The sequence below is a fragment of the Halpernia humi genome (assembly GCF_900108025.1).
Classification (GTDB): domain Bacteria; phylum Bacteroidota; class Bacteroidia; order Flavobacteriales; family Weeksellaceae; genus Halpernia; species Halpernia humi.
The window spans coordinates 252,637-273,139 of sequence record NZ_FNUS01000001.1 but is presented as its reverse complement, the minus strand read 5'-3'; the positions used below and the strand labels follow the sequence as shown (position 1 = coordinate 273,139).

The 20,503-nt window shown below is 32.6% G+C and carries 15 protein-coding genes; 8 read left to right on the top strand and 7 right to left on the bottom strand.

What is annotated here, in order from left to right:
* Positions 1 to 186: 186 nt before the first annotated feature.
* Positions 187 to 522 (bottom strand): hypothetical protein, encoded by a 336-nt coding sequence (locus C4S29_RS01315; RefSeq protein WP_103912319.1) that lies wholly within the window; start codon positions 520 to 522, stop codon positions 187 to 189.
* Between the two features lie 133 nt (positions 523 to 655).
* The gene (locus tag C4S29_RS01310) at positions 656 to 3,523 is read right to left on the bottom strand and encodes a M16 family metallopeptidase (RefSeq protein WP_103912318.1); all 2,868 of its coding nucleotides are present in this window, start codon (positions 3,521 to 3,523) and stop codon (positions 656 to 658) included.
* Between the two features lie 252 nt (positions 3,524 to 3,775).
* Here C4S29_RS01310 and prmA point away from each other — a divergent pair, with 252 nt between their 5' ends.
* Positions 3,776 to 4,603 (top strand): 50S ribosomal protein L11 methyltransferase, encoded by an 828-nt coding sequence (prmA, locus tag C4S29_RS01305; protein WP_103913010.1) that lies wholly within the window; start codon positions 3,776 to 3,778, stop codon positions 4,601 to 4,603.
* Between the two features lie 50 nt (positions 4,604 to 4,653).
* Here the strand turns inward: prmA and C4S29_RS01300 are convergent, their stop codons facing one another.
* The gene (locus tag C4S29_RS01300) at positions 4,654 to 5,103 is read right to left on the bottom strand and encodes a DUF4442 domain-containing protein (protein WP_233740458.1); all 450 of its coding nucleotides are present in this window, start codon (positions 5,101 to 5,103) and stop codon (positions 4,654 to 4,656) included.
* A 378-nt stretch (positions 5,104 to 5,481) separates the two neighbouring features.
* Entirely contained in the window at positions 5,482 to 7,632 is a 2,151-nt protein-coding gene (locus C4S29_RS01295) for a M3 family metallopeptidase (RefSeq protein ID WP_103912316.1), read from the bottom strand.
* Between the two features lie 73 nt (positions 7,633 to 7,705).
* Here C4S29_RS01295 and C4S29_RS01290 point away from each other — a divergent pair, with 73 nt between their 5' ends.
* Entirely contained in the window at positions 7,706 to 8,524 is an 819-nt protein-coding gene (locus C4S29_RS01290) for a head GIN domain-containing protein (protein WP_103912315.1), read from the top strand.
* Between the two features lie 105 nt (positions 8,525 to 8,629).
* On the opposite strand, the gene C4S29_RS01285 is transcribed toward C4S29_RS01290, so the two are convergent.
* From C4S29_RS01285 to C4S29_RS01275, 3 genes are all read right to left on the bottom strand, one after another.
* A complete protein-coding gene (locus C4S29_RS01285; RefSeq protein ID WP_103912314.1) occupies positions 8,630 to 9,295 on the bottom strand; it encodes a DedA family protein in 666 nt (221 codons plus the stop codon).
* A 285-nt stretch (positions 9,296 to 9,580) separates the two neighbouring features.
* Positions 9,581 to 10,693, bottom strand: coding sequence for a peptide chain release factor 2 (gene prfB / locus C4S29_RS01280; protein WP_103912313.1), 1,113 nt, complete (start codon positions 10,691 to 10,693; stop codon positions 9,581 to 9,583).
* 119 nt (positions 10,694 to 10,812) lie between these two features.
* Positions 10,813 to 11,916 carry an NAD(P)/FAD-dependent oxidoreductase gene (locus C4S29_RS01275; protein WP_103912312.1) on the bottom strand — a complete coding sequence of 368 codons (1,104 nt, stop codon included), beginning with the start codon at positions 11,914 to 11,916 and terminating at the stop codon, positions 10,813 to 10,815.
* Positions 11,917 to 12,043: 127 nt separating this feature from the next.
* Here C4S29_RS01275 and C4S29_RS01270 point away from each other — a divergent pair, with 127 nt between their 5' ends.
* The 6 genes from C4S29_RS01270 to C4S29_RS01245 all read left to right on the top strand — a co-directional run bounded on the left by C4S29_RS01270 (position 12,044) and on the right by C4S29_RS01245 (position 20,490).
* Complete coding sequence (locus C4S29_RS01270; RefSeq protein WP_103912311.1) at positions 12,044 to 12,934, top strand: ABC transporter ATP-binding protein; 891 nt, start codon at positions 12,044 to 12,046, stop codon at positions 12,932 to 12,934.
* 1 nt (position 12,935) lies between these two features.
* The gene (locus tag C4S29_RS01265; protein ID WP_103912310.1) at positions 12,936 to 13,781 is read left to right on the top strand and encodes an ABC transporter permease subunit; all 846 of its coding nucleotides are present in this window, start codon (positions 12,936 to 12,938) and stop codon (positions 13,779 to 13,781) included.
* Positions 13,782 to 14,379: 598 nt separating this feature from the next.
* A complete protein-coding gene (gene alaS / locus C4S29_RS01260) occupies positions 14,380 to 16,983 on the top strand; it encodes an alanine--tRNA ligase (protein ID WP_103912309.1) in 2,604 nt (867 codons plus the stop codon).
* Between the two features lie 112 nt (positions 16,984 to 17,095).
* Entirely contained in the window at positions 17,096 to 19,531 is a 2,436-nt protein-coding gene (locus C4S29_RS01255) for a DUF5686 family protein (protein WP_103912308.1), read from the top strand.
* A 57-nt stretch (positions 19,532 to 19,588) separates the two neighbouring features.
* Complete coding sequence (locus C4S29_RS01250) at positions 19,589 to 20,233, top strand: alpha/beta hydrolase (protein ID WP_103912307.1); 645 nt, start codon at positions 19,589 to 19,591, stop codon at positions 20,231 to 20,233.
* A 20-nt stretch (positions 20,234 to 20,253) separates the two neighbouring features.
* Positions 20,254 to 20,490 (top strand): hypothetical protein, encoded by a 237-nt coding sequence (locus C4S29_RS01245; RefSeq protein WP_103912306.1) that lies wholly within the window; start codon positions 20,254 to 20,256, stop codon positions 20,488 to 20,490.
* Positions 20,491 to 20,503 lie beyond the last annotated feature (13 nt).

Sequence of the window (20,503 nt, the reverse complement as noted above, 5' to 3'; positions counted from 1 at the left end):
TAATCTAAATGTTTTTAACGCAGTTGTATTTTAGTAACTAATTGTAATAAAATATTTTTAACAGAAAGACTTTTTACTTTCTACTTATTCTCCGTTAATAATTTGTAATTTTCTTCTGGATCTTGAAAGTTTTGGAGGATTTTTAAAACAAATACAATTTTTGGGGTGTCTTCATAAATTAAAGAATTATGCTTCATTTTTATATTTTTTCATCCTCATTTCTCGTTCTTTTTTAAAATCCTCATAAGAAATTATTCGCCCATTTTTTATATCATCTTCAGATCGTTTCAAAGATTCCAAAATTTCTTCTTTGGTTTCGTTTTGCCAAATTTTTGGTTCTACAAATTTTGCAATAATTAAAAGCTCTTCTGGCGTAAATCTTTTTTCCTTTAATTTTTTAAAAAAAGTTGGTTTCTTTATACCCGATTTTTCAATAATAAAAGACAATTTAAGGGGGGAATTTTTCAAAATTTGATCAATGTTATTTTGAATTTCTATGTAATTTTCTATTTCTGCTATCATTATATTATATTTTTAAGTATCATTTTTTGAGACAAATATAATCAATAATTGATACTTATATTAATATTTTATTTAGAAAATAACAAAACATCAATTTATCAATAACCTAAAAAAACATTAAAGCAAAAAAAAACTAATACCCAAAAATCTCTTCCAAAGAAAGTTCTTGAAATTCTCCAAGTTTCTGCACAGCCTTCATATCTAGGTTTTCTTTTTGGCCTATAATTGCAGTATTAAAAGGCATTGACTTTATATTTTCATTGTAAAATTTGCTTAACTCTTCTAAAGTTAATTTTTCAATTTCGGTGTAAACATCTCTTCGCAAATCGTAATCTTCACCCAATTTTTCTAATTTTAAAGCATTAAAAAAAATATTTGATCGTGTAATTCTGCCTGCTTCAATTTTTTTCAGCGCAGAATTTTTAGAGTTAATAAATTGAAAATCTACTTGCGGTAAATCTGCCATCAATTCATCCATCGCATTTACGGCGGTTTCAAGTTTATCGGGTTGCGTTCCGATGTACGCAGAAATATAATCTGGATGCTGAAGTTCTGCATTTGCAGCATAAGAAACATACGCAGAATACGCCAAACTTTTACTTTCCCTTAATTCTTGAAAAATTATAGACGATAAGCCGCTGCCAAAATATTCATTAAACACATTTATTTTGCCAAAATTCTTAATATTTACGGGATTTCCTTTTGCTATTTTGCTCATTTCTAATTGCACCATATCGTAAGAAGTGAAAAAAACTTTCCCCGAAGTTTCTGGCTCCGGAAACAATTTTGGCTCAGGAATTTCAAAAAGTTCTGGCTTTATGAAAGCTTCTGCATAACTTTTAAATTGATAAAAATCTTGCCCGTAAAAAAAAATTTGATAAGGAAAACTAAATAATTTTTTAATCTTTTTGGTTAATTCTATTACTTCAATATTTTTCAATCGCGTTTCCGAAATTACATCTCTACTTCGAGAATTTTTTCCAAATTTCGCATAATTTACTAGCGAAGACATGATTCTATTTTTATCTTTTTTCGCGACTTCTCTGCTTTCTAAAATTGTATTTACAAAGTTTAGATAGAAGTTTTGGTCGGGTTTCACGGCGCTCATCCAATGGTGTAAAAGTGCCATTCCTTTAGATATATTTTCTTCTAAACCTTTCAGGGAAATCCGCAATTCATTTTGCGTTGTTTTAAAATTATTAGAAATCCCCAATTTATAAAACTCTTGATTGAGTTCATCTGCAGAAAATCTTTCGGTTCCTAAATACTGCAAAACTTGCGTCGCCAAGCCTAATTCTTTGTCGTGGTCGCTACCAAAAGGAAAAATATAATGCAATTCTGCTAAATCATTTTCATTATTTTTCACAAAACTAATTTTCTTTTCACGAAGAACTGTAGTTTCAATTTCTTTTTTAAAATCAACAAAAACGGGTTTTATTGGTAGAGATTTTTGTTCTAAAATTTGAATTAAAAAATCAGATTTCGCATCACGATTTATTTTTATTGGCGTAATTCCCGGATTTTCAACCCGAAGCAAATCTTCATTTTCACCTTTTTCTTTATAAACAACTACATAATTATCTTTAAAAAAATGGTTCGCAAATGTTACAATTTCATCTTTTGTAATTGTTTCATATTCCTGCATTTCTTCTAATTCTTGTTGCCAAGTTCTACCTTTGATGTAAGTGTCATAAAGATTACTTGCCAAACCATCGGCGGTTTCGAGAGCTTTGAGGCGTTGTAATTTAAAATCATTAAAAATCGCTTCTAAAAGCCAATCGGCAAATTTTCCTTTTTTAATTAAATCTATTTGTTCTAAAATCAATGCAATTCCATCATCCAAAGTTTGCTCTTCTTTTGGGACGATTATTGCAGAAAAATAGCCGTAATTTTTAAAAGCTGTGGAATAAGCCTGCGAATACATCGCCTTTTGCGCTTGGTTGATGTTTAGATCTAACAATCCTGCTTCTCCGCTGTTACTCAAAATATTGGCGCAAATATCAGCAAGTTGAGATTCTCGAGAACCGTAACTTTCTGTTCGCCAAGCAATTTGCACACGCGCAACAGTTGGTGTTTTTACAATTTTTTTAGAGATTTTGGTTAAAGGTTTTTCGGTAATAATTTCTTTTTGCGGTAAATCTTTTCCTTTTAAAGTTCCAAAATATTGATCAACCAATTGGATTGTTTTCTCGAATTGAAGATCACCAACCAAAACCATTGCATAATTATTCGGTACATAAAAATCATCGAAATATTGATGAATCCTTTTCATAGAAGGGTTTTTCAAATGTTCTGCTTTCCCCAAAGTGGTTTGTTGACCGTTTGGATGCGTGGGAAAAAGCAATTCCATTAAAGCATAATTAGTAATTCTGCCGTCGTTATCTTGGGCGCGATTAAATTCTTCGTAAACAGATTCTAATTCTGTATGAAAAAGCCTTAACGTAAGTTCAGAAAAACGTTCTTTTTCAATTTGTAGCCATTTTTCGAGTTCGTTATTTGGGATATTATTTTTATAAACCGTTTCATCTAGCCAAGTGTGGGCATTTGTTCCCGTTGCGCCAAGTGAAGAAATGGCTTTGTCATATTCATTTGCAATTGCAAATTCGCTGGCTTTTTGCGAAACTTCATCAATTTTTTTATAGATTCCCTTCTTTTTTAGCGGATCTTTTTCAGCTTTATGCGCTTCATATAACTCTGAAATTTCTTCTAAATATTTTTTTTCTTCAGTCCAATTTAACGTACCCAATTTTGAAGTGCCTTTAAAAAGCATGTGTTCTAAATAATGCGACAAACCTGTGTTGTCTTTTGGGTCGTTATTGCTTCCTGTTTTTACAGCAATGTAAGTTTGGATTTTTGGGGCATCAAAATTTTGGGCTAAAAAAACTTGTAAGCCATTTTTCAGCGTGAAAACTCTAACTTTATTGGGGTCGTTTTCGAAAGTTTTATATGTAAAGCCGTTTTTATCTGTTGTAGAAATTTCGGAGAATTGAGTAGAAATCATTGAGTAGAAAAATTTATTTTGGTAGAATTTTAAATAAAATTCAGTTTTGCGAAAATACGGAAATCAATTGCAATTTTTGATAATTGTATTTCTAAAATTTTGTTCAAATTCTATTTTCCTAACAATTCATTTTCGTCTAATTTTCAAGACATAAAACTTGATTCTAATAATGCTTTAATAGTCCTTAATGGTAAAATTTTTAATATTTCTAAACCTACACTCAAAAACCTTATTTTTGCAAAAATATTTACAATGCAAAACTATCTCGAATTTTCTTTTAAAATTAAACCTCTTCAACCTTGGAGCGATATTTTGATGGCAGAACTCATTGAAATTGGTTTCGATAGTTTTACTGAAGAACATGATGGCATTTTGGCTTACGTTCAGAAAGATTTATTTAACGAAAAAGAATTAAAAAATTTAGATTTATTAAATAATCCCGACATAGAAATCTCTTACACTTCGCAAGAAATGCCCAATATCAACTGGAACGAAGAATGGGAAAAAAACTTTTCACCCATAAATATTGAAGATAAAGTTTCCATCAGAGCGGAATTTCATGAGCCGCAAAATTTGCCGACCGAAATTATCATCCAGCCAAAAATGTCTTTTGGAACGGGACATCACGCTACAACTTACTTGATGATTCAGCAAATGCTTGAAATGGATTTTGTCGGAAAATCGGTTTTGGATATGGGTTGTGGAACATCAGTTTTAGCAATTTTCGCAAAAATGAAAGGCGCTGGCGACACTTTAGCGATTGATATTGACGAATGGTCGGTAGAAAATTCTAGTGAAAATGCGGCGAGAAATAATGTAGAATTTACCGTAGAATTAGGAACGGCCGAAAATTTAGGTAAGAAAAAATTTGATATAATTTTAGCCAATATTAACCGCAATATTTTGATTTCTGACATTCCTGTTTATGTTGAAAATTTGAATGAAAATGGTCAATTATTGCTTTCTGGTTTGTGCTTTTTTGATGTAGATGATATTTTGGAAGTTTGCAAAGAGCAAAATTTAATTTTAGACAAAAAGATACAGCGCGAAGAATGGGTTTCTTTATTGCTGCATAAATAAATTTGTCTTTTTGCTTAAAAATTCGAGAAAAGAAAAAAATGAAATTTGTTTCAATTTTTGACTTTAAAACTCCATTTAAATTGAAATTTTGAAACGGTTTCGCCAGATTGGTTTTTGCCTTCTGAGTATAATTTAATTTCAACACCTTCGCTAGTTTCAATGGCAGATTTTATCGCGGCATCTATTTCTTGCCCTTGCTTGCAGGTAAATATAATTTTTCCTTTTGCTTTTTTAGTAAATTCTGCGGATTGCTCGGTGACTAACATTGAGATTTTTAGTCCAGATTTTCTAATTTTATCTGCGCACATAATTCCTGTAGAAAATTCTGCCGCCATGCCTTGCACTGCCCAAAACATTGATTTGAAAGGATTTTGATTGAACCATCCTAATTTCACATGCGTTGCACATTCTGCGTCTGATAAAGTTTTTAATCTTACGCCTGCCAAAAAAGAAATGGGAATTTTTGCTAAAAGATAAAGGTGAAATTGGAATTTGCTCATTTCCAAAAGTACTGAATAATGTTTTAAAATAAATTTAATTTACTATTGCACAAATAATAATTCTGCTTATTTGCTCACGAATTTCACAGATTTTTAGAGATTTTTTTTTATTTTTCATTTAAAAATCTTCCTCTTTCAGATTCTGAAATTAAATTTTCAAGCGGAAGTTGCGGCCTGGGTGGAAGCGGAAATCCTTTTTCTGAAGGCCAGATAAAAAATACTGCAAAAAAGAGTGGGAACGCAGTGGAACTCCTTTTTTGCAGCTATTTTTTCTGGAAAGCAGAAAAAGATTGTAGCGAACAGCCAGAATTGTCCGCCATAATTAATGAAAAAAACCACCCATAAAAATGGATGGTTTTAAAATTATTTTCAATTTTTTTATTTCGTAAATCCTTTGTCTTTAAGCAAAGGCGCAATGCTCGGATTTCTTCCGGCGAATTCTTTGTAAGCATCATTCAAATCTTTAGAATTACCAACAGAAAGGATATATTTTCTAAATCTATCGCCATTTTCGCGCGTCATTCCGCCATGTTTGGTGATGTAATCCCAAGCGTCGGATTTCAGCAAATCACTCCACATATAAGCGTAATAGCCTGCAGCGTAACCTCCGCCCCAAATGTGTGCAAAGTAAGGCGTGTGGTACCTTGGCGGCACGGCTGCTAATGTGAAACCGTATTTATTTAGAACCTCTTTTTCAAATTCTAATGCAGGTTTAAACTGCGATTCATCGGTTACGGAATGCCACGCCATATCCAAAGTAGCCGCGGAAACCAATTCTGTAGTAGAATAGCCTTCGTTGAATTTCGAGGCTTTTTTAATTTTATCTACTAAAGCCTGCGGAATCGGCTCTTTGGTTTGATATTGCAAGGCATAATTTTTTAAAACTGAGGGTTCTAAAGCAAAAAACTCATTGATTTGCGAAGGGAATTCTACAAAATCGCGCGGAACAGCAGTTCCAGAAAGTGTGGCATATTTTTGACTGGCAAACATACCGTGCAAACTGTGGCCAAACTCGTGGAACATCGTGGTAACATCATCAAAAGAAATTAGAGATGGTTTCCCAGGCGCAGGTTTTTGGAAATTAAAAACGTTCACAATCACAGGTTTTGTACCTTCCATATAAGATTGGTTTACAAAATTGAGCATCCATGCGCCACCACTTTTGTTGCTTCTGGTGAAGAAATCTAAATAGTAAATAGCGATAGATTTGCCGTCTTTGTCGAAAACTTCGTAGGCTTTTACGTATGGTTGGTAAACTGGTAAATCTGGTCTTTCTTTAAAAGTAATGCCATAAAACTGTTTTGCTGCAAAGAAAACACCTTTTTCTAAAACGGTATTAACTTCAAAATAGGGTTTTATTTCACTTTCATCTAAATCATATTTTGCTTTTCGTACTTGTTCTGCATAAAAATTCCAATCCCAAGGTTGTAGTTTAAAACCACCATTTTGAGAATCAATAAGTGCTTGAATATCTGCTGCTTCTACTTTTGCTTGTGCCACAGCGGGCGTTGCTAATTGAGATAAAAGATTTAAAGCATTTTCTGGTTTTTTAGCCATTTGATCTAAAAGATTCAGTTCTGCGTAAGATTTTTTGCCCATCAAATGTGCTTTTTTCATTCGTAATAAAGCAATTCTTTCTAGAGTGGCGCGCGTATCATTTTCATCACCTTTTTGCGCTCTGGTTACGGAGGCGTTAAATAATTTTTCGCGTGTGGCTCTTACTTTTAAATCTTGAAGCAAAGGTTGCTGAGTGGTATTTAGCAGGGTTAATTGGTATAGCCCATCGTGTCCGGCATCAGTTGCGTCTTTTTTTGCTGCAGCCAATTGATCGGCAGAAAGCCCGTCTAATTCTTTAACATCAGAAATGAGAACTGCTCCTTTTTCTCGGGCTTTTAATAATTTACTAGAAAATATGGTAGAAAGTGTAGCCAATTCGGCATTTATTTTTTTCATTTCTACTTTTTGGGCATCTGTAAGATTGGCGCCAGCGAGTTCAAAACGCTCTTTATACACTTCTAATAAACGTTTATCTTCTGGGCTTAAACCATCAGTTTTAATGGCTTTCAGTCTGTTAAAAATGGCAGAATTCAAATAAATTTTATCGCTATGTGCTGCGAAAATAGGCGCATATTCGGCTTCTATTTTTTGCAATGTTGGGTTGGTATTGGAACTTGTGAGATTATAAAAAACAATAGTAGCACGACCTAAAACTTTTCCGCTATTCTCTAAGGCTATCACTGTATTTTCGAAAGTGGGTGCAGCTTTGTTGTTGGCAATGGCATCTATTTCTGCTTCGTTCACTTTCAAACCATAATCAAAAGCAGGTTTAAAATCTGAATCTTTTATTTTATCAAATTCTGGCGCTTGGTATTGCAGCGTACTTTTTTTGTAGAATGGGTTGCTCATCATTGTTGCATCCGCTATTATTGTGGAATCTTTCATAGGTGTAGAAGCAGTCGGTTTCATTGTAGAACAGGAAATGCCAAGTCCTAAAGATGAAAGTAAAACTACTGATGTAATATTTTTCATTGTTAAGTTGTTATAATTTAAGAGGTCTAAATATACTATTTTTCCTTAAATTTATTCACTAAAAAAAATTATTATGAAAACTACTTTAATTTTACTTTCCACTTCGTTACTGCTCACTTGCTCGTGTAGTATTAAAATAAATGACAAAGATGCCGACATAAGCGACTTATTTTCTAAGTCTAAAACGATATCTGGGACGGGAGAAATTCAAAATAAAACCTTTAATTTGGATTTTGATGGTATAAAAGTTTCGAGCGGTATTCACGCTGAAGTTTTGAAATCTGATGTAGAAAAAGTTGTTGTTTCTGCGCCTTCTGATTTACTTAATGAAGTTTTGGTTGAAAAAAATGGCAATCAAATCAATATTCATTTTAAGCCAAATCTTAATATTCGAAATGCTTCTTCCGTAAAAGCGACTATTTATGCAAAGGATTTCAGTAAATTAATTGCCAGTTCTAGCGGAAATATTATTGTAAAAGACAAATTTACACAAGACAAAGTAGAAGTTGCGGCATCGAGTTCGGGAAATATAAAAGGTGATTTAGAAGCCAATGATTTCACACTTCAAGTTTCTAGTAGCGGCAACTTTTCTGGGAAAATATGGGCCGTTAATTTTAATGGCGATGTTTCATCTTCGGGAGATGCTACAGTAACGGGCTCTGCAACCAATTCTACTATAGAAGTTTCATCTTCAGGCAATTTTTATGGCAAAGATTTTTCTACTAAAACGGCAGATTTGGCCACTTCTAGTTCGGGCGATATTTACATTAAAGTTTCTGATAAATTAAACGCTTCTACAAGTTCTAGCGGAGACATTTACGTTACAAAATCGGGAAATTTACAAGTACAAAGTATTAAAGAAAGTAGTAGCGGAAAGGTTTCGGTGCGATAAGATTTCGTTTATAATCGTTTGAAATTCTCTCATTTTTAACTTTGTTAAAGTTTTATAGCGCTATAAAACTTTAACAAAGTTTTTTTATTTGAATTTAAAGACTATTTAAATCTCCTTTTTGGTGATAAAAAACTTAATGATAATCGGTAAAGTAGTAATGAGCACAATAATTAGAATGATAATTTCTAAATGCGTTTTTAGTTCAATACCAAATTGTTGGCGAAAAAGTTCATTCAAATAATGACCTGCAAAAATGAGCATAAAAGACCACAAAAACGCACCAATTACATTATCAAAGAAAAATTTCTTTTTATCCATTTTCACAATGCCTGCAACTATGGGTGTAAAAGTTCTTACGATTGGTAGAAATCTCGCCATAATAACAGCCAATCTGCCGTGTTCTTCAAAAAAATCGTGGGCTTTGAAAAGGTATTTTTTCTTAAACAGAAAAGTGTCTTTCTTTTCATACAAAATCGGCCCAGTTTTGTAACCAAAATAATAGCCGACTTCATTACCAATAATAGCGGCCAAAGAAACGCAAGTTGCCAAAATAGTAGTGTCTAAAAAATCTGAATTTGTACTACCAAATGTTTCTGCAATTATATCTTTTGCGAAAATTCCAGAGACAAAAAGCAGACTATCGCCAGGAAGAAAAAAGCCAACAAACAAACCTGTTTCAGCGAAAATAATAAATAAAACGAGCCAAAAACCGCCGTATTGTATATAAATTTCAGGATTCATTAAATCCTTCCAGCTATCAAAGTGTATCATTAAAGTTTGTTATGCAACAAAAATAGCTTTTTTAAAAACGATTGAAAAATTATTATGAATTTTTTAACAATGGTATTATTTCAAAAACTAATGTTTGACAAATTAAAAAAAATGAATTCGCCTAAATCGAGTTCTTAATAGCGAAAAAAGAAGTGTGAGAAAAATGAGACTTTGAAAAGAAGAACTACCCGTCTTTTTAGCCCCGATTGGAACGGCATCCCCGCCTTGGCGGGATATAGTGGAAAGCGGGACCAATTTTCGAAAATAAAAATTACTTTCTTGCTCCTAAAAAACATCTTCTTCATCCGAAACTGCGGTTCCGTCTGCCATAAGATAGGCTTTTAAAAAAGGGGTTATTTCGCCGTTCATAACGCCATCTACGTCGGATGTTTCGTAGCCAGACCGAACGTCTTTTACCAATTTGTAGGGCTGCATCACATAATTTCTAATTTGGCTGCCCCACTCTATTTTCATTTTATTGGCTTCAATTTCGTTGCGTGCTTTTAGTTTTTCTGCAAGTTCCATTTCGTACAAACGCGATTTTAGCAATTGCATCGCCTTTTCTTTATTTTGAAGTTGGGAGCGGCTTTCAGAGTTTTCAATAATAATTCCCGTCGGCGCGTGGCGAAGTCGAACGGCGGTTTCTACTTTGTTCACATTTTGCCCACCGGCGCCGGAACTTCGCATGGTTTCAAAGGAAATATCTGCGGAATTGATGTTGATTTCTATGGAATCGTCCACGAGCGGATAAACGTAAACAGATACAAAACTTGTGTGGCGTTTTGCGTTGCTATCGAACGGCGAAATTCTCACCAATCTGTGCACGCCGTTTTCACCTTTCAAATATCCGAAGGCAAATTCGCCGTCAATCTCGATGGTTACGGTTTTTACGCCTGCGACATCGCCTTCCTGAAAATTGAGTTCGCGCAATTTATACCCTTGTTTTTCGGCCCACATCGTGTACATCCGCATGAGCATTTGCGCCCAATCGCAAGATTCTGTTCCGCCCGCTCCGGCTGTAATTTGCAAAACAGCAGACAATTCATCGCCTTCGTTGGAAAGCATATTTTTAAACTCTAAATTTTCAATTTTTTCTAATAATTTAGGGTAATTTTTATCTAATTCTTTTTCAGAATCGGCGTCTTCTTTGGCAAATTCTACTAAAACTTGAAGGTCTTCAAAATCAGTGAAAATGCTTTCATAATCTTCTACCCATTTTTTTTTGGATCGTAGAATTCTTAAAAAAACTTCCGCTTCCTTCGGATTGTCCCAAAAATCTGGCGCCACAGTTTTTTCGTCATCATTGGCAATTTCGATTTTCTTTTTTTCTATTTGAAGGAATTTATAAAGGTCTTCAATGCGGGTTTGCAGGTCTTTTATTTGGTCGTTGTTTATCATAGCAATTGCAAAAATACTTTTTTAAAGGCATAATAAAACCACAAAAGTCATAAAAATTTTATGCCTTGTAAAGCTAAAATTAAAAATTTTTAAAGAGTAAAAAAGCCGATAATTTCTGTTTAAATCATTTCCGCAATTTGTTCGCCCAGTTTTGGTGCCAATGCAACGCCCATTCCCGAAAGTCTTACAGCGCAAAATTGCCGATTTGATATTTGTTTTACAATCGGTGATTTTTCTTTTCCAACCGCCATAATTCCAGTCCATCGGCTTGAAATTTCAAAACTTTGCTTGTGCAAAATCACTTCTGCTAAAAATTTTTCTAAATAATTTTGTAAAAATTCTGTGATTTCAAATTCTGTAGTTTCTTCCGTTTTAAAATCTAAATTTCTTGCGCCACCCAAAAGAACTATATTTCCCACATTTCGAAAATAAATATACCCTTCATCATAATGATAAGTGCCTTTAAGTTTCAAATCTTTAATAGGTTTAGTAAGTAAAATTTGACCGCGAACTGGCGTTAAATCTAAATTTTTAATTAAATCTTTTGCAAAAGCATTGGTAGCAATTACTAATTTTTCTGCTTTTATTTGAAAATTTTTAGTATTGATTTTTACTTCTTTTTCATTTTCAAAAATTTCTAAAACTGATGTTCCAAAAAGAAATTCTATTCCTAAATTTTGACATTTATGCAAAAGTTTATGCACTAATTTTCCGGGATGCAAAGAACCTTCACAAGGATTTTCAACTAAAAACGTTGTATTTTTTAAACCAAATTCTACCGTTTTTTCTTGGCATAAAAAGAAGGTTTTTTCTAAACCAGTGATGGATTTTAATTTCTCATTTACTTCAACTAATCTTTCTAAAGGTTCAGCGTTATTCAAAATTTCGTAGCCTCCAACCCTTTCAAAATCAATATCTTCTGGTTTAAAATATTTTTGAATTTTTTGTAATCCTTCAAAGCGCATTTTTACCAAATCCAAAGTTTTTTGCCAACCCATTTTATCGGCATCTGAAAGAATTTCAGTTAAACTACCGAAGCAAGCAAAACCTGCATTTCTTGTGGAAGCGCCGATTGGGACAGAATTTCTTTCAATAACTAAAATCGACTTTTCTGGAAATTTTTCTTTTAAAGAAATCGCTGTCCAAAGTCCGCTGAAACCTGCGCCAATAATAATGAAGTCTCTTTTTCGATAAAAAGTTTCAAGTTCCCAAAAACTATTCATTTTAATAATTTTATTGAATTTATTGTTCTAAATTTAAGAATTTTTAATTAAAAAATGAATAATTTCTGCACATCATGACTTTGTAACAAAATAGAATAAATTTCAACTAAATAATAAAGCAATATTTATGGAGAAAATACTTTCGGTAAAAAATCTCACTAAAAAATTCAAACGTGTTGTCGTAAATAACATTTCTTTTGACGTAGAAAAAGGCAATGTTTATGGACTTCTCGGTCCAAATGGCAGCGGAAAATCTACCACTTTTGGTATGTTGCTTTCCACAATAAATGCAACGAGCGGCGATTGGTTTTGGTTTGGCGAAAAAGGAACTTCTACGCAAACGCTGAAAAAAATAGGCGCAATTATCGAGCAACCAAATTTTTATCCTTATTTAAGTGCAGAAAAAAATTTAGAAATTGTTGCTGAAATTAAAAATGTTCCCACTTCCAGAATTGATGAAGTTTTAGAGGTTGTTGGTTTATTAGAAAGAAAAAAAGATGCGTTCAAAACTTATTCTTTAGGAATGAAACAACGCCTTGCAATCGCTTCAGCAATGCTAAATTCGCCACAAGTTTTAATTCTTGATGAACCCACGAATGGTCTCGATCCTGAAGGAATTATCCAAATTCGAGAAATTATTGCAGAAATTGCAAAAACCGGCACAACCATCATTATCGCCAGTCATCTTTTAGACGAAATTGAAAAAATTTGTAGTCACGTAATTGTCTTAAAAGATGGTGCTGCATTATATTCTGGAAGCGTAGAAGCCATGACAAACAGCAAAGGTTTCTTCGAACTAAACGCAGAAAACCCAGAAAATTTAATTAAAAATTTATCAGAATTAAATTTATTTTCTTCCATAAAAGTAAAAGATCATTTAATAATTGCGCAGATTTCAGAAGAGATTTCCGCGAAAGAATTGAACCAATTATTAGTCAAAAAAGACATTTACCTTTCGCATTTGATTAAGAAAAAAGAAAGCCTTGAAACCCAATTTTTAGAACTTGTAAAAAAATAATATGAACAGATTATTAAAGATAGAATGGCTGAAAAATTATAATTACGCCCCTTTCAAAGTATTTACAGTATTATATTTTTTAATTTTAGGCGTATTGCTTTTCATTGGTTTGGTAGATTTTAATTTATTTGGAAAAGAAATTAATTTAAAAGAACAAGGCATTTACAATTTCCCAGAAATCTGGAATTTCACAACTTGGATTGTAGGTTTACTTAAAATATTTTTGGGTTGCATCATTATATTTTCCATTTGTCAGGAATTTTCAAACAGAATGTTTAAACAAAACCTAATCGATGGTTTTAGCAGAAAAGAATTCATCATTTCGAAACTTTCTACCATTATTCTTTTTTCACTTATTTCAACGTTTTTGGTTTTTTTAATTACGCTTTATTTAGGCAAAACTTATTCTGAAAACCAAGATGCAGCCGCCGTTTTTAAAGAAGTATTTTTTATCGGGAATTATTTTCTAAAACTTTTTACCTTCTTTTCATTCTTAATGTTTCTCTCAATTTTACTTAGAAAATCCATCTTTGTTTTCCTCTCATTTTTTGTAGTTTGGTTTTTAGAAGGTATTGCAAAAGGCGCAGAAAGTTTTTTCGTGATGCGTGGTTTAAAAGGAAAAGAAGCAATGCTGGAGGTGACAAATCACACCTTTATTTCAGATTTCTTGCCCTTAAATAGTATGTCAAAATTAATAGAAGCGCCTTTTACCAGAACAAAATTGGCGCAACAAATTGGTTTGCAATATCATTTTCAATACCCAACAGAAAGTTTGGTGGCTTGTTTGGTTTGGTGTGTAATTTTTATTGGAGGTTCTTATTTTATTTTAAAAAAGAGAGATTGGTAATTTATTTTAAATTTATATTTCATAAATCCGTAAAGTTATTTTGCGGATTTTTTTTCGGGCAGCATTTCCGCCTTCCGTTCCCAAAACGAGGAACGAGTTTCGATGATTCAAATAAAACAATATAAATAGAATCAATCTTTTTGCTTCGAAATAGGTTTTATAAAAAAAATTTTGCGCTAGCAAAAAGGATTTCCACTCAAGTCGGGCTGCAAAGTTTCGCAATTTTCACAGAGATTTAATAAAAATAAAAAACATTTCATTAACTTTAATTTTCGGGAATGTGGTCAAAATAGTGTTTGTCATTCCGTAGGAATCTAAACGCCTAGATTCCTACGGAATGACAAAAATTAGTTAAATTTATCTTACTTATTAAAACAATATTTCTATATCATTTTCGGCTATTTAATTTTACTAAATATTTCCATTTTAAGTTTGATAAAAAGACAAATTTAACCTTGTCAAGGTTTAAAACCTTGACAAGGATTATTCCCTCAAATTGCTAAAATTCCCGACTTTTTACACTCAAAATTTTCTTAAATTTGCAAACGAAAAATGATAGCCAAAAACTAACAACTGTCAACCAACAACAGACAACCAAATGACTTCACAAGAAATTCGCCAGCAATTTTTAGATTATTTTAAAAGCAAACAGCACCAAATTGTGCCTTCCGCGCCGATTGTTTTAAAAGATGATCCTACTTTGATGTTTTCCAATTCTGGAATGACGCAGTTTAAAGATTATTTTTTAGGCTACAAAACGCCAAGTTCGCCCAGAATTGCAGATACTCAAAAATGTTTGCGTGTTTCCGGGAAACACAATGATTTGGATGATGTTGGTCGCGACACGTATCACCACACGATGTTCGAAATGCTTGGAAACTGGTCTTTCGGCGACTATTTTAAAAAAGAAGCCATTGATTTTGCTTGGGAATTATTAACCGAAGTTTATAAAATTCCAAAAGAAAATCTTTATGTAACGATTTTTAAAGGCGATAAAAAAGAAAATTTAGAAAGAGACAACGAAGCCTTTGATTACTGGAAAAAACACATTTCCGAAGACCGAATTATCAACGGAAATAAAAAAGATAATTTCTGGGAAATGGGAGAATCCGGACCTTGCGGACCTTGTTCGGAAATACACATTGATTTAAGAACAGCCGAAGAAAAAGCAAAAATTTCAGGCTTGGATCTGGTTAATAACGATCATCCGCAAGTGGTAGAAGTCTGGAACTTGGTTTTCATGGAATTTAACCGAAAAGCCGACGGAAGTTTAGAAAAATTACCCAACAAACATGTTGATACAGGAATGGGTTTTGAGCGTCTTTGTATGGCTTTACAGGGAAAATCTTCCAATTATGACACCGATGTTTTCACGCCTTTAATTGCAAAAGTGGAAGCAATTTCGGGAGTAAAATACACAGGAATTTTAGAAAATGAAAAAGACATCGCGATCCGCGTTTTGGTAGATCATATTCGTGCGGTTTCTTTTGCCATTGCAGATGGACAATTGCCTTCAAATACAGGTGCAGGTTACGTAATTCGTCGAATTTTAAGACGTGCGATTTCCTATTCTTACCGTTTTTTAAATATGAAAGAAGCCTTTCTTTTTGAATTGGTTGCCGTTTTAAAAAATGAAATGGGCGACTTTTTTCCTGAATTAATTAAACAGGAAAAATTAATCACAGAAGTGATTAAAGAAGAAGAAAATTCTTTCTTAAAAACCATTGAAACAGGTTTAGTTCGTTTGGATTTTATTATCACGGAAACTTTAAATAAAAACGAAAAAATTCTACCAGGAAATCAGGTTTTTGAATTGTATGATACTTTCGGTTTTCCCGCAGATTTGTCCAGAATTATCGCCGAAGAAAAAGGTTTAAGCATCGATGAAAAAGCATTTGACGAAGAAATGCTAAAACAAAAAACACGTTCTAAAAAATCTTCCGCACAAAAAGTTTACGACTGGGAAATTTTAAATGAAACGCCACAAGAATTTGTTGGTTATGATGAAAATGAAACGGAAACTTCCATCAATAGATTTAGAAAAATTGAAAATAAAGACGGTGAATTTTATCAAATAGTTTTACAAAAAACGCCTTTTTACGCAGAAGGTGGCGGACAAATTGGCGATAAAGGTTTTCTATCAAATGACGATGAAAACATTGAAATTCTCGAAACAAAAAAAGAAAGCAATCTTAATATTTCTTTAATTAAAAATTTACCAAAAAATCCAAATGGAAAATTTTTAGCCAAAATAAATAATGAGGACAGACAAAATTCTGAAGCCAATCATTCTGCGACACATCTTTTGCATGAAGCCTTGCGCGATGTTTTAGGAACACACGTGGAACAAAAAGGTTCATTTGTAGGTCCAAATTATTTACGTTTTGACTTCTCACATTTTGGGAAAATCAGCGAAGAAGATCTGGCTTTGGTAGAAAATAAAGTCAACCAAAAAATTAAAGAAAATATCGCTTTGCAAGAATTTAGAAATATTCCTATTTCTGAAGCGATGGAAAAAGGCGCGATGGCGCTTTTCGGCGAAAAATATGGCGATAATGTGAGAATGATTCAGTTCGGTTCGTCTAAAGAACTTTGTGGCGGAACGCACGTAGATTTTACCGGCGAAATCGGTCATTTTAAAATTCAGCAGGAAACTTCTGCAGCGGCGGGAATCAGAAGAATTGAAGCGATTTCTGGTGATAAAAGTGCGGAATATTTCAAAAATTTAGAACAGGAAATTAAAGAATTATCGGAACTTTTAAAATCGAAGGATTTAAAAAAATCGGTTGAAAAATTACTGGAAGAAAACTCACATTTGAAATCAGAAATTGATTCTCTAAATAAAGAAAAAGCAAATAACGAAGTTTCTGACTGGAAAAATAGTTTTGTTGAAAAAGACGGAAAAATGCTTTTAGTGAAAAAAACTTCGCTGGATGCAGGTTCTGTAAAAGATTTAGTGTTTCAATTGAAGAAAGAAATTCCAAATTCTATCACCATAATTTTATCTGATGCAAACGAAAAGCCGATGATTACCGTTGGCGTTTCTGCAGATTTAGAGGGAAAATTTCAAGCGGGAAATATCATTAAAGACTTAGCCAAAGAAATACAAGGTGGCGGCGGCGGAAATCCGGGTTTTGCGACAGCTGGCGGGAAAAATCTGGCAGGTTTAGAAAATGCTTATCAAAAAGCATTAAATATTTAAAAATTGAAATAAAATAAAAATAAAGAAGGGTGCAATAATTGTTACCCTTTTTTCTTTTGTTGAAATACTAACGAAATATCAATTATTAGTATAAATTTGTTTAAAATATTTTATGAAAAATTTCTCTATAGTTCTTTTCCTATTTTTATTTAGCCTCGGTTTCTCACAATCTCAATTAGAAGTTTTAAGCGCAAGCGATAGAGCGCCTATATCAAATGCAAAAGTCTCTTGTAATAATAAAATTTTAGGGTTTACAAATACAAATGGAATTATTAATTTTAATTCAAAATGTAAAAAAGTAAATGTTTCAGCCGTTGGATTTTATGACAATGAAGTGCTTGTAGATAAAAAAATGGACTTGCTTTTAACGAAAGTAGATGCCAATGTAAAGGATATCGAAGCTGTGGTTTTAACAGATAAAAGTGACCCGCGGGCTTTGAAAATTTTAGATGAAGTGAATGCAAGATACAAGCAAAATTCGCCGGAAAGTTTAGATTCTTACAGTTACCGTTCTTACGACAAAATCTCTTTAGATATAGACAAAGACAGCCTTTCCACATATAGAAATTTCGTCACTAAAAGATCCGACTCTTTAAAAAATTTGCCTGAAAATAATTTATCAAAAAAGAAAAAGAAAGATTCTTTGGATAATAGTCAGTTTGTAAATTTAATAAAAGATAGTAAATTTTTCCTGTGGGAGCGCGTGCAAGAACATCTTTACTCCCAAAAATATGGCGAAAAAATCAATGTTTTGGATAATCGGGTTTCAGGACTAAACGATCCCATTTACGAATTGATGACTTTGCGATCGAATAGACTAAAAATTCCCAAAGAAATTAGAAAAGAAAACAGAGATTTATACCGTTTTTTTCTTACAGATTCTATAGAAATTGACGGACGTGAAAACTACGTAATCCGCTTTCGGCAAATCAATTTTAAAGAAGCCAAAATGAAGCGAAAATACAACGGCTATCTCTACGTGGACAAAGCTTCTTATGCACTAAAAAAAATAGAGAGCAACAGCAAAATAAAAAGCGATGGCAGCATAACATCTACTTGGATTCCCTTTGATAACAAATGGTTTTTAAAAAAAGAAAGTCTAAAATTAAAAGCCGGAAATATTGCGTTTAAAGAAAATAGCGAGAAAAATGAAAGTGATAAAAAAGAGAAAAAATTTGGAAATTACATCTATGTGAATTCAGATTATTTCGATTTTAAAACGCCCATAGAAGTAAAAGCAAAAGAATTTACCGGTTACACCATGGCGGTTGAAAAAGCAGATGGAACTTCTCTTTCAAAATACCGAACGGAACCCCTCACAAAAAGAGAAAAAGAAACTTATGTAAAAATTGATAGCGTTGGTAAAAAATATAATATCGACCAAAAAGTAGGAGTTTTCACAAATTTGTTGAAAGGCAAATTGCGCCTTGGAAAAATTGATATAGACGCGGCAAAAGTGATTGGCTACAACCAATATGAAGGTTTACGACTAGGTTTAGGCGTGAAATTAAATGAAAAATTTAACCCTTATATTTCGCCCGATGGCTACGCAGCATTTGGTTTTAAAGACCAAACTTGGAAGTACGGTCTCGGCGTTGATATCAAAACCACACTTAAAAAAAATTCCTTTTTCCGCGCAGAATATCACAATGATGTGCAAAATGCAGGAAAATTTAACGAAAACCAATGGAATTTTAAAATGAAACTCATGAATGCTGGTGTGAACCTTCATAACGACAATTACTACCATTTCGAAGGCTTCAAAGTTGCTTATGAAAACGATATTAGCAACGGAATCACCTTAAATGTCTCTGCAAAAAAAGACAAAGAAGAAGCAAAATTTCCTTATAGTTTTAGAAATTTAGGTAATAAATTCGATAATTTCAGCACTATGATTACGCTAAAATTTTCAACCAACTCTAAAAATATAATGACGCCTTCTGGAAAATATACTTATGAGCAAAATTACCCAGAACTCTATCTAAATTATGAGCAAAGTTTCAAAACTTTTGGTGGCGATCTGCAATATAGCCGCTTTGATGCACTTTTTATTGATACTTTTAAATCAAATTTAGGCGTGACTGGCGTGCGATTATTCGGTGGCATGTCTTCTAGCGACGCACCAATTTGGCATCAATTTCAAATGAACGGCCTTGGCCCAAAAGAAATTACCGGTCTTTTTTCTCATTTTAATTTAACCTCTTATCTCGGTTTTGCTACGATGGAAGGTGGCAAATATTATAGCAATAAATTTCTAGGCTACTATTTTACACATAGAATTCCTTGGTATTTTAAAAGTTTTGGCAAAAATATTTCTAGTTTTGATGTTGTTTACAGAGGCACGATTGGCAATATGAACAATCCGGAATACCATCAATTCAATTTTAAACCATTAGATCATCTCTACCAAGAAGTTGGTTTAGAATGGAATAATTTCTTCGCCACACAGTTTAATTTGGGGCTTTTTTACCGGATTGGCTATTATCAAACTTCTGTTTTTAATGAAAATTTTGCTATTCAGTTAAAATTAAAAGCGCTGGGCTTTTAGAAAAAATATATTTTAACAAATTAATGTTTAATACTTCAAAAAAAATTAATATAAACTTTGCAAAAAAAAATCTACTTAATCAGCGGGCTTGGTGCAGATGAAAGAATGTTTCAGCGGCTTAATTTTTATAATTTTGAACCTGTTTATTTGCAATGGATTTCGCCTAAAAAAAATGAAAGCATTTCCAATTACGCATCTCGTTTAAAATCTCAAATTACAGAAGAAAAGCCTATAATTATTGGTTTATCACTCGGTGGAATGATGGCTATAGAAATTTCAAAGCAGATAAAAACTGAAAAATTAGTTCTTATTTCTTCCATTAAAACTAAAGAAGAATTGCCCATTTTATATAGAATTGCCGGATTTTTAAAATTAAATAAATTAGTGCCGCGCCAATTTTTCAAAAAACCAAATCCTTTCTTTTATTGGCTTTTTGGTGCAAAAACAATTGAAGATAAACTTTTGCTAAAAGAGGTTCTAAAAGCTGCTGATTTAGATTTTACAGTTTGGGCAATTAACGAAATTGTGAACTGGAACAACACATTTATTCCTGAAAACTTACACAGAATCCACGGAAACAACGATCATCTTTTGCCAATTAAAGTTTCGACACCTCATTTTAAAATTGAAAATGGAAGTCATTTGATGGTTTTCAATAAAGCCGAAGAAGTTTCATTTGCTTTAAAATCTATTTTAAATTAATTTCGCAGAAATCTTACTTAATGAAAAAAATCGAAATAAAAGCCAAGCCGTTTTTTGAATTAATTAAACTAAAAGGGCAATCTATGTGGGAAATTTTCGCACAAATGATTGATGGAGAAGAAAAAGAATTGCTCTTCTTAGATGAAGAAAATAATGTGCTTTTTCATTTTATTTTACCTAAAACTTTGGAAGCATTAAAAGAAATCCAAAAAGAATTTACCAAAGAATATGCGGAAAAAATCGCTGGATTTGTATGATTTTGTAAAAATA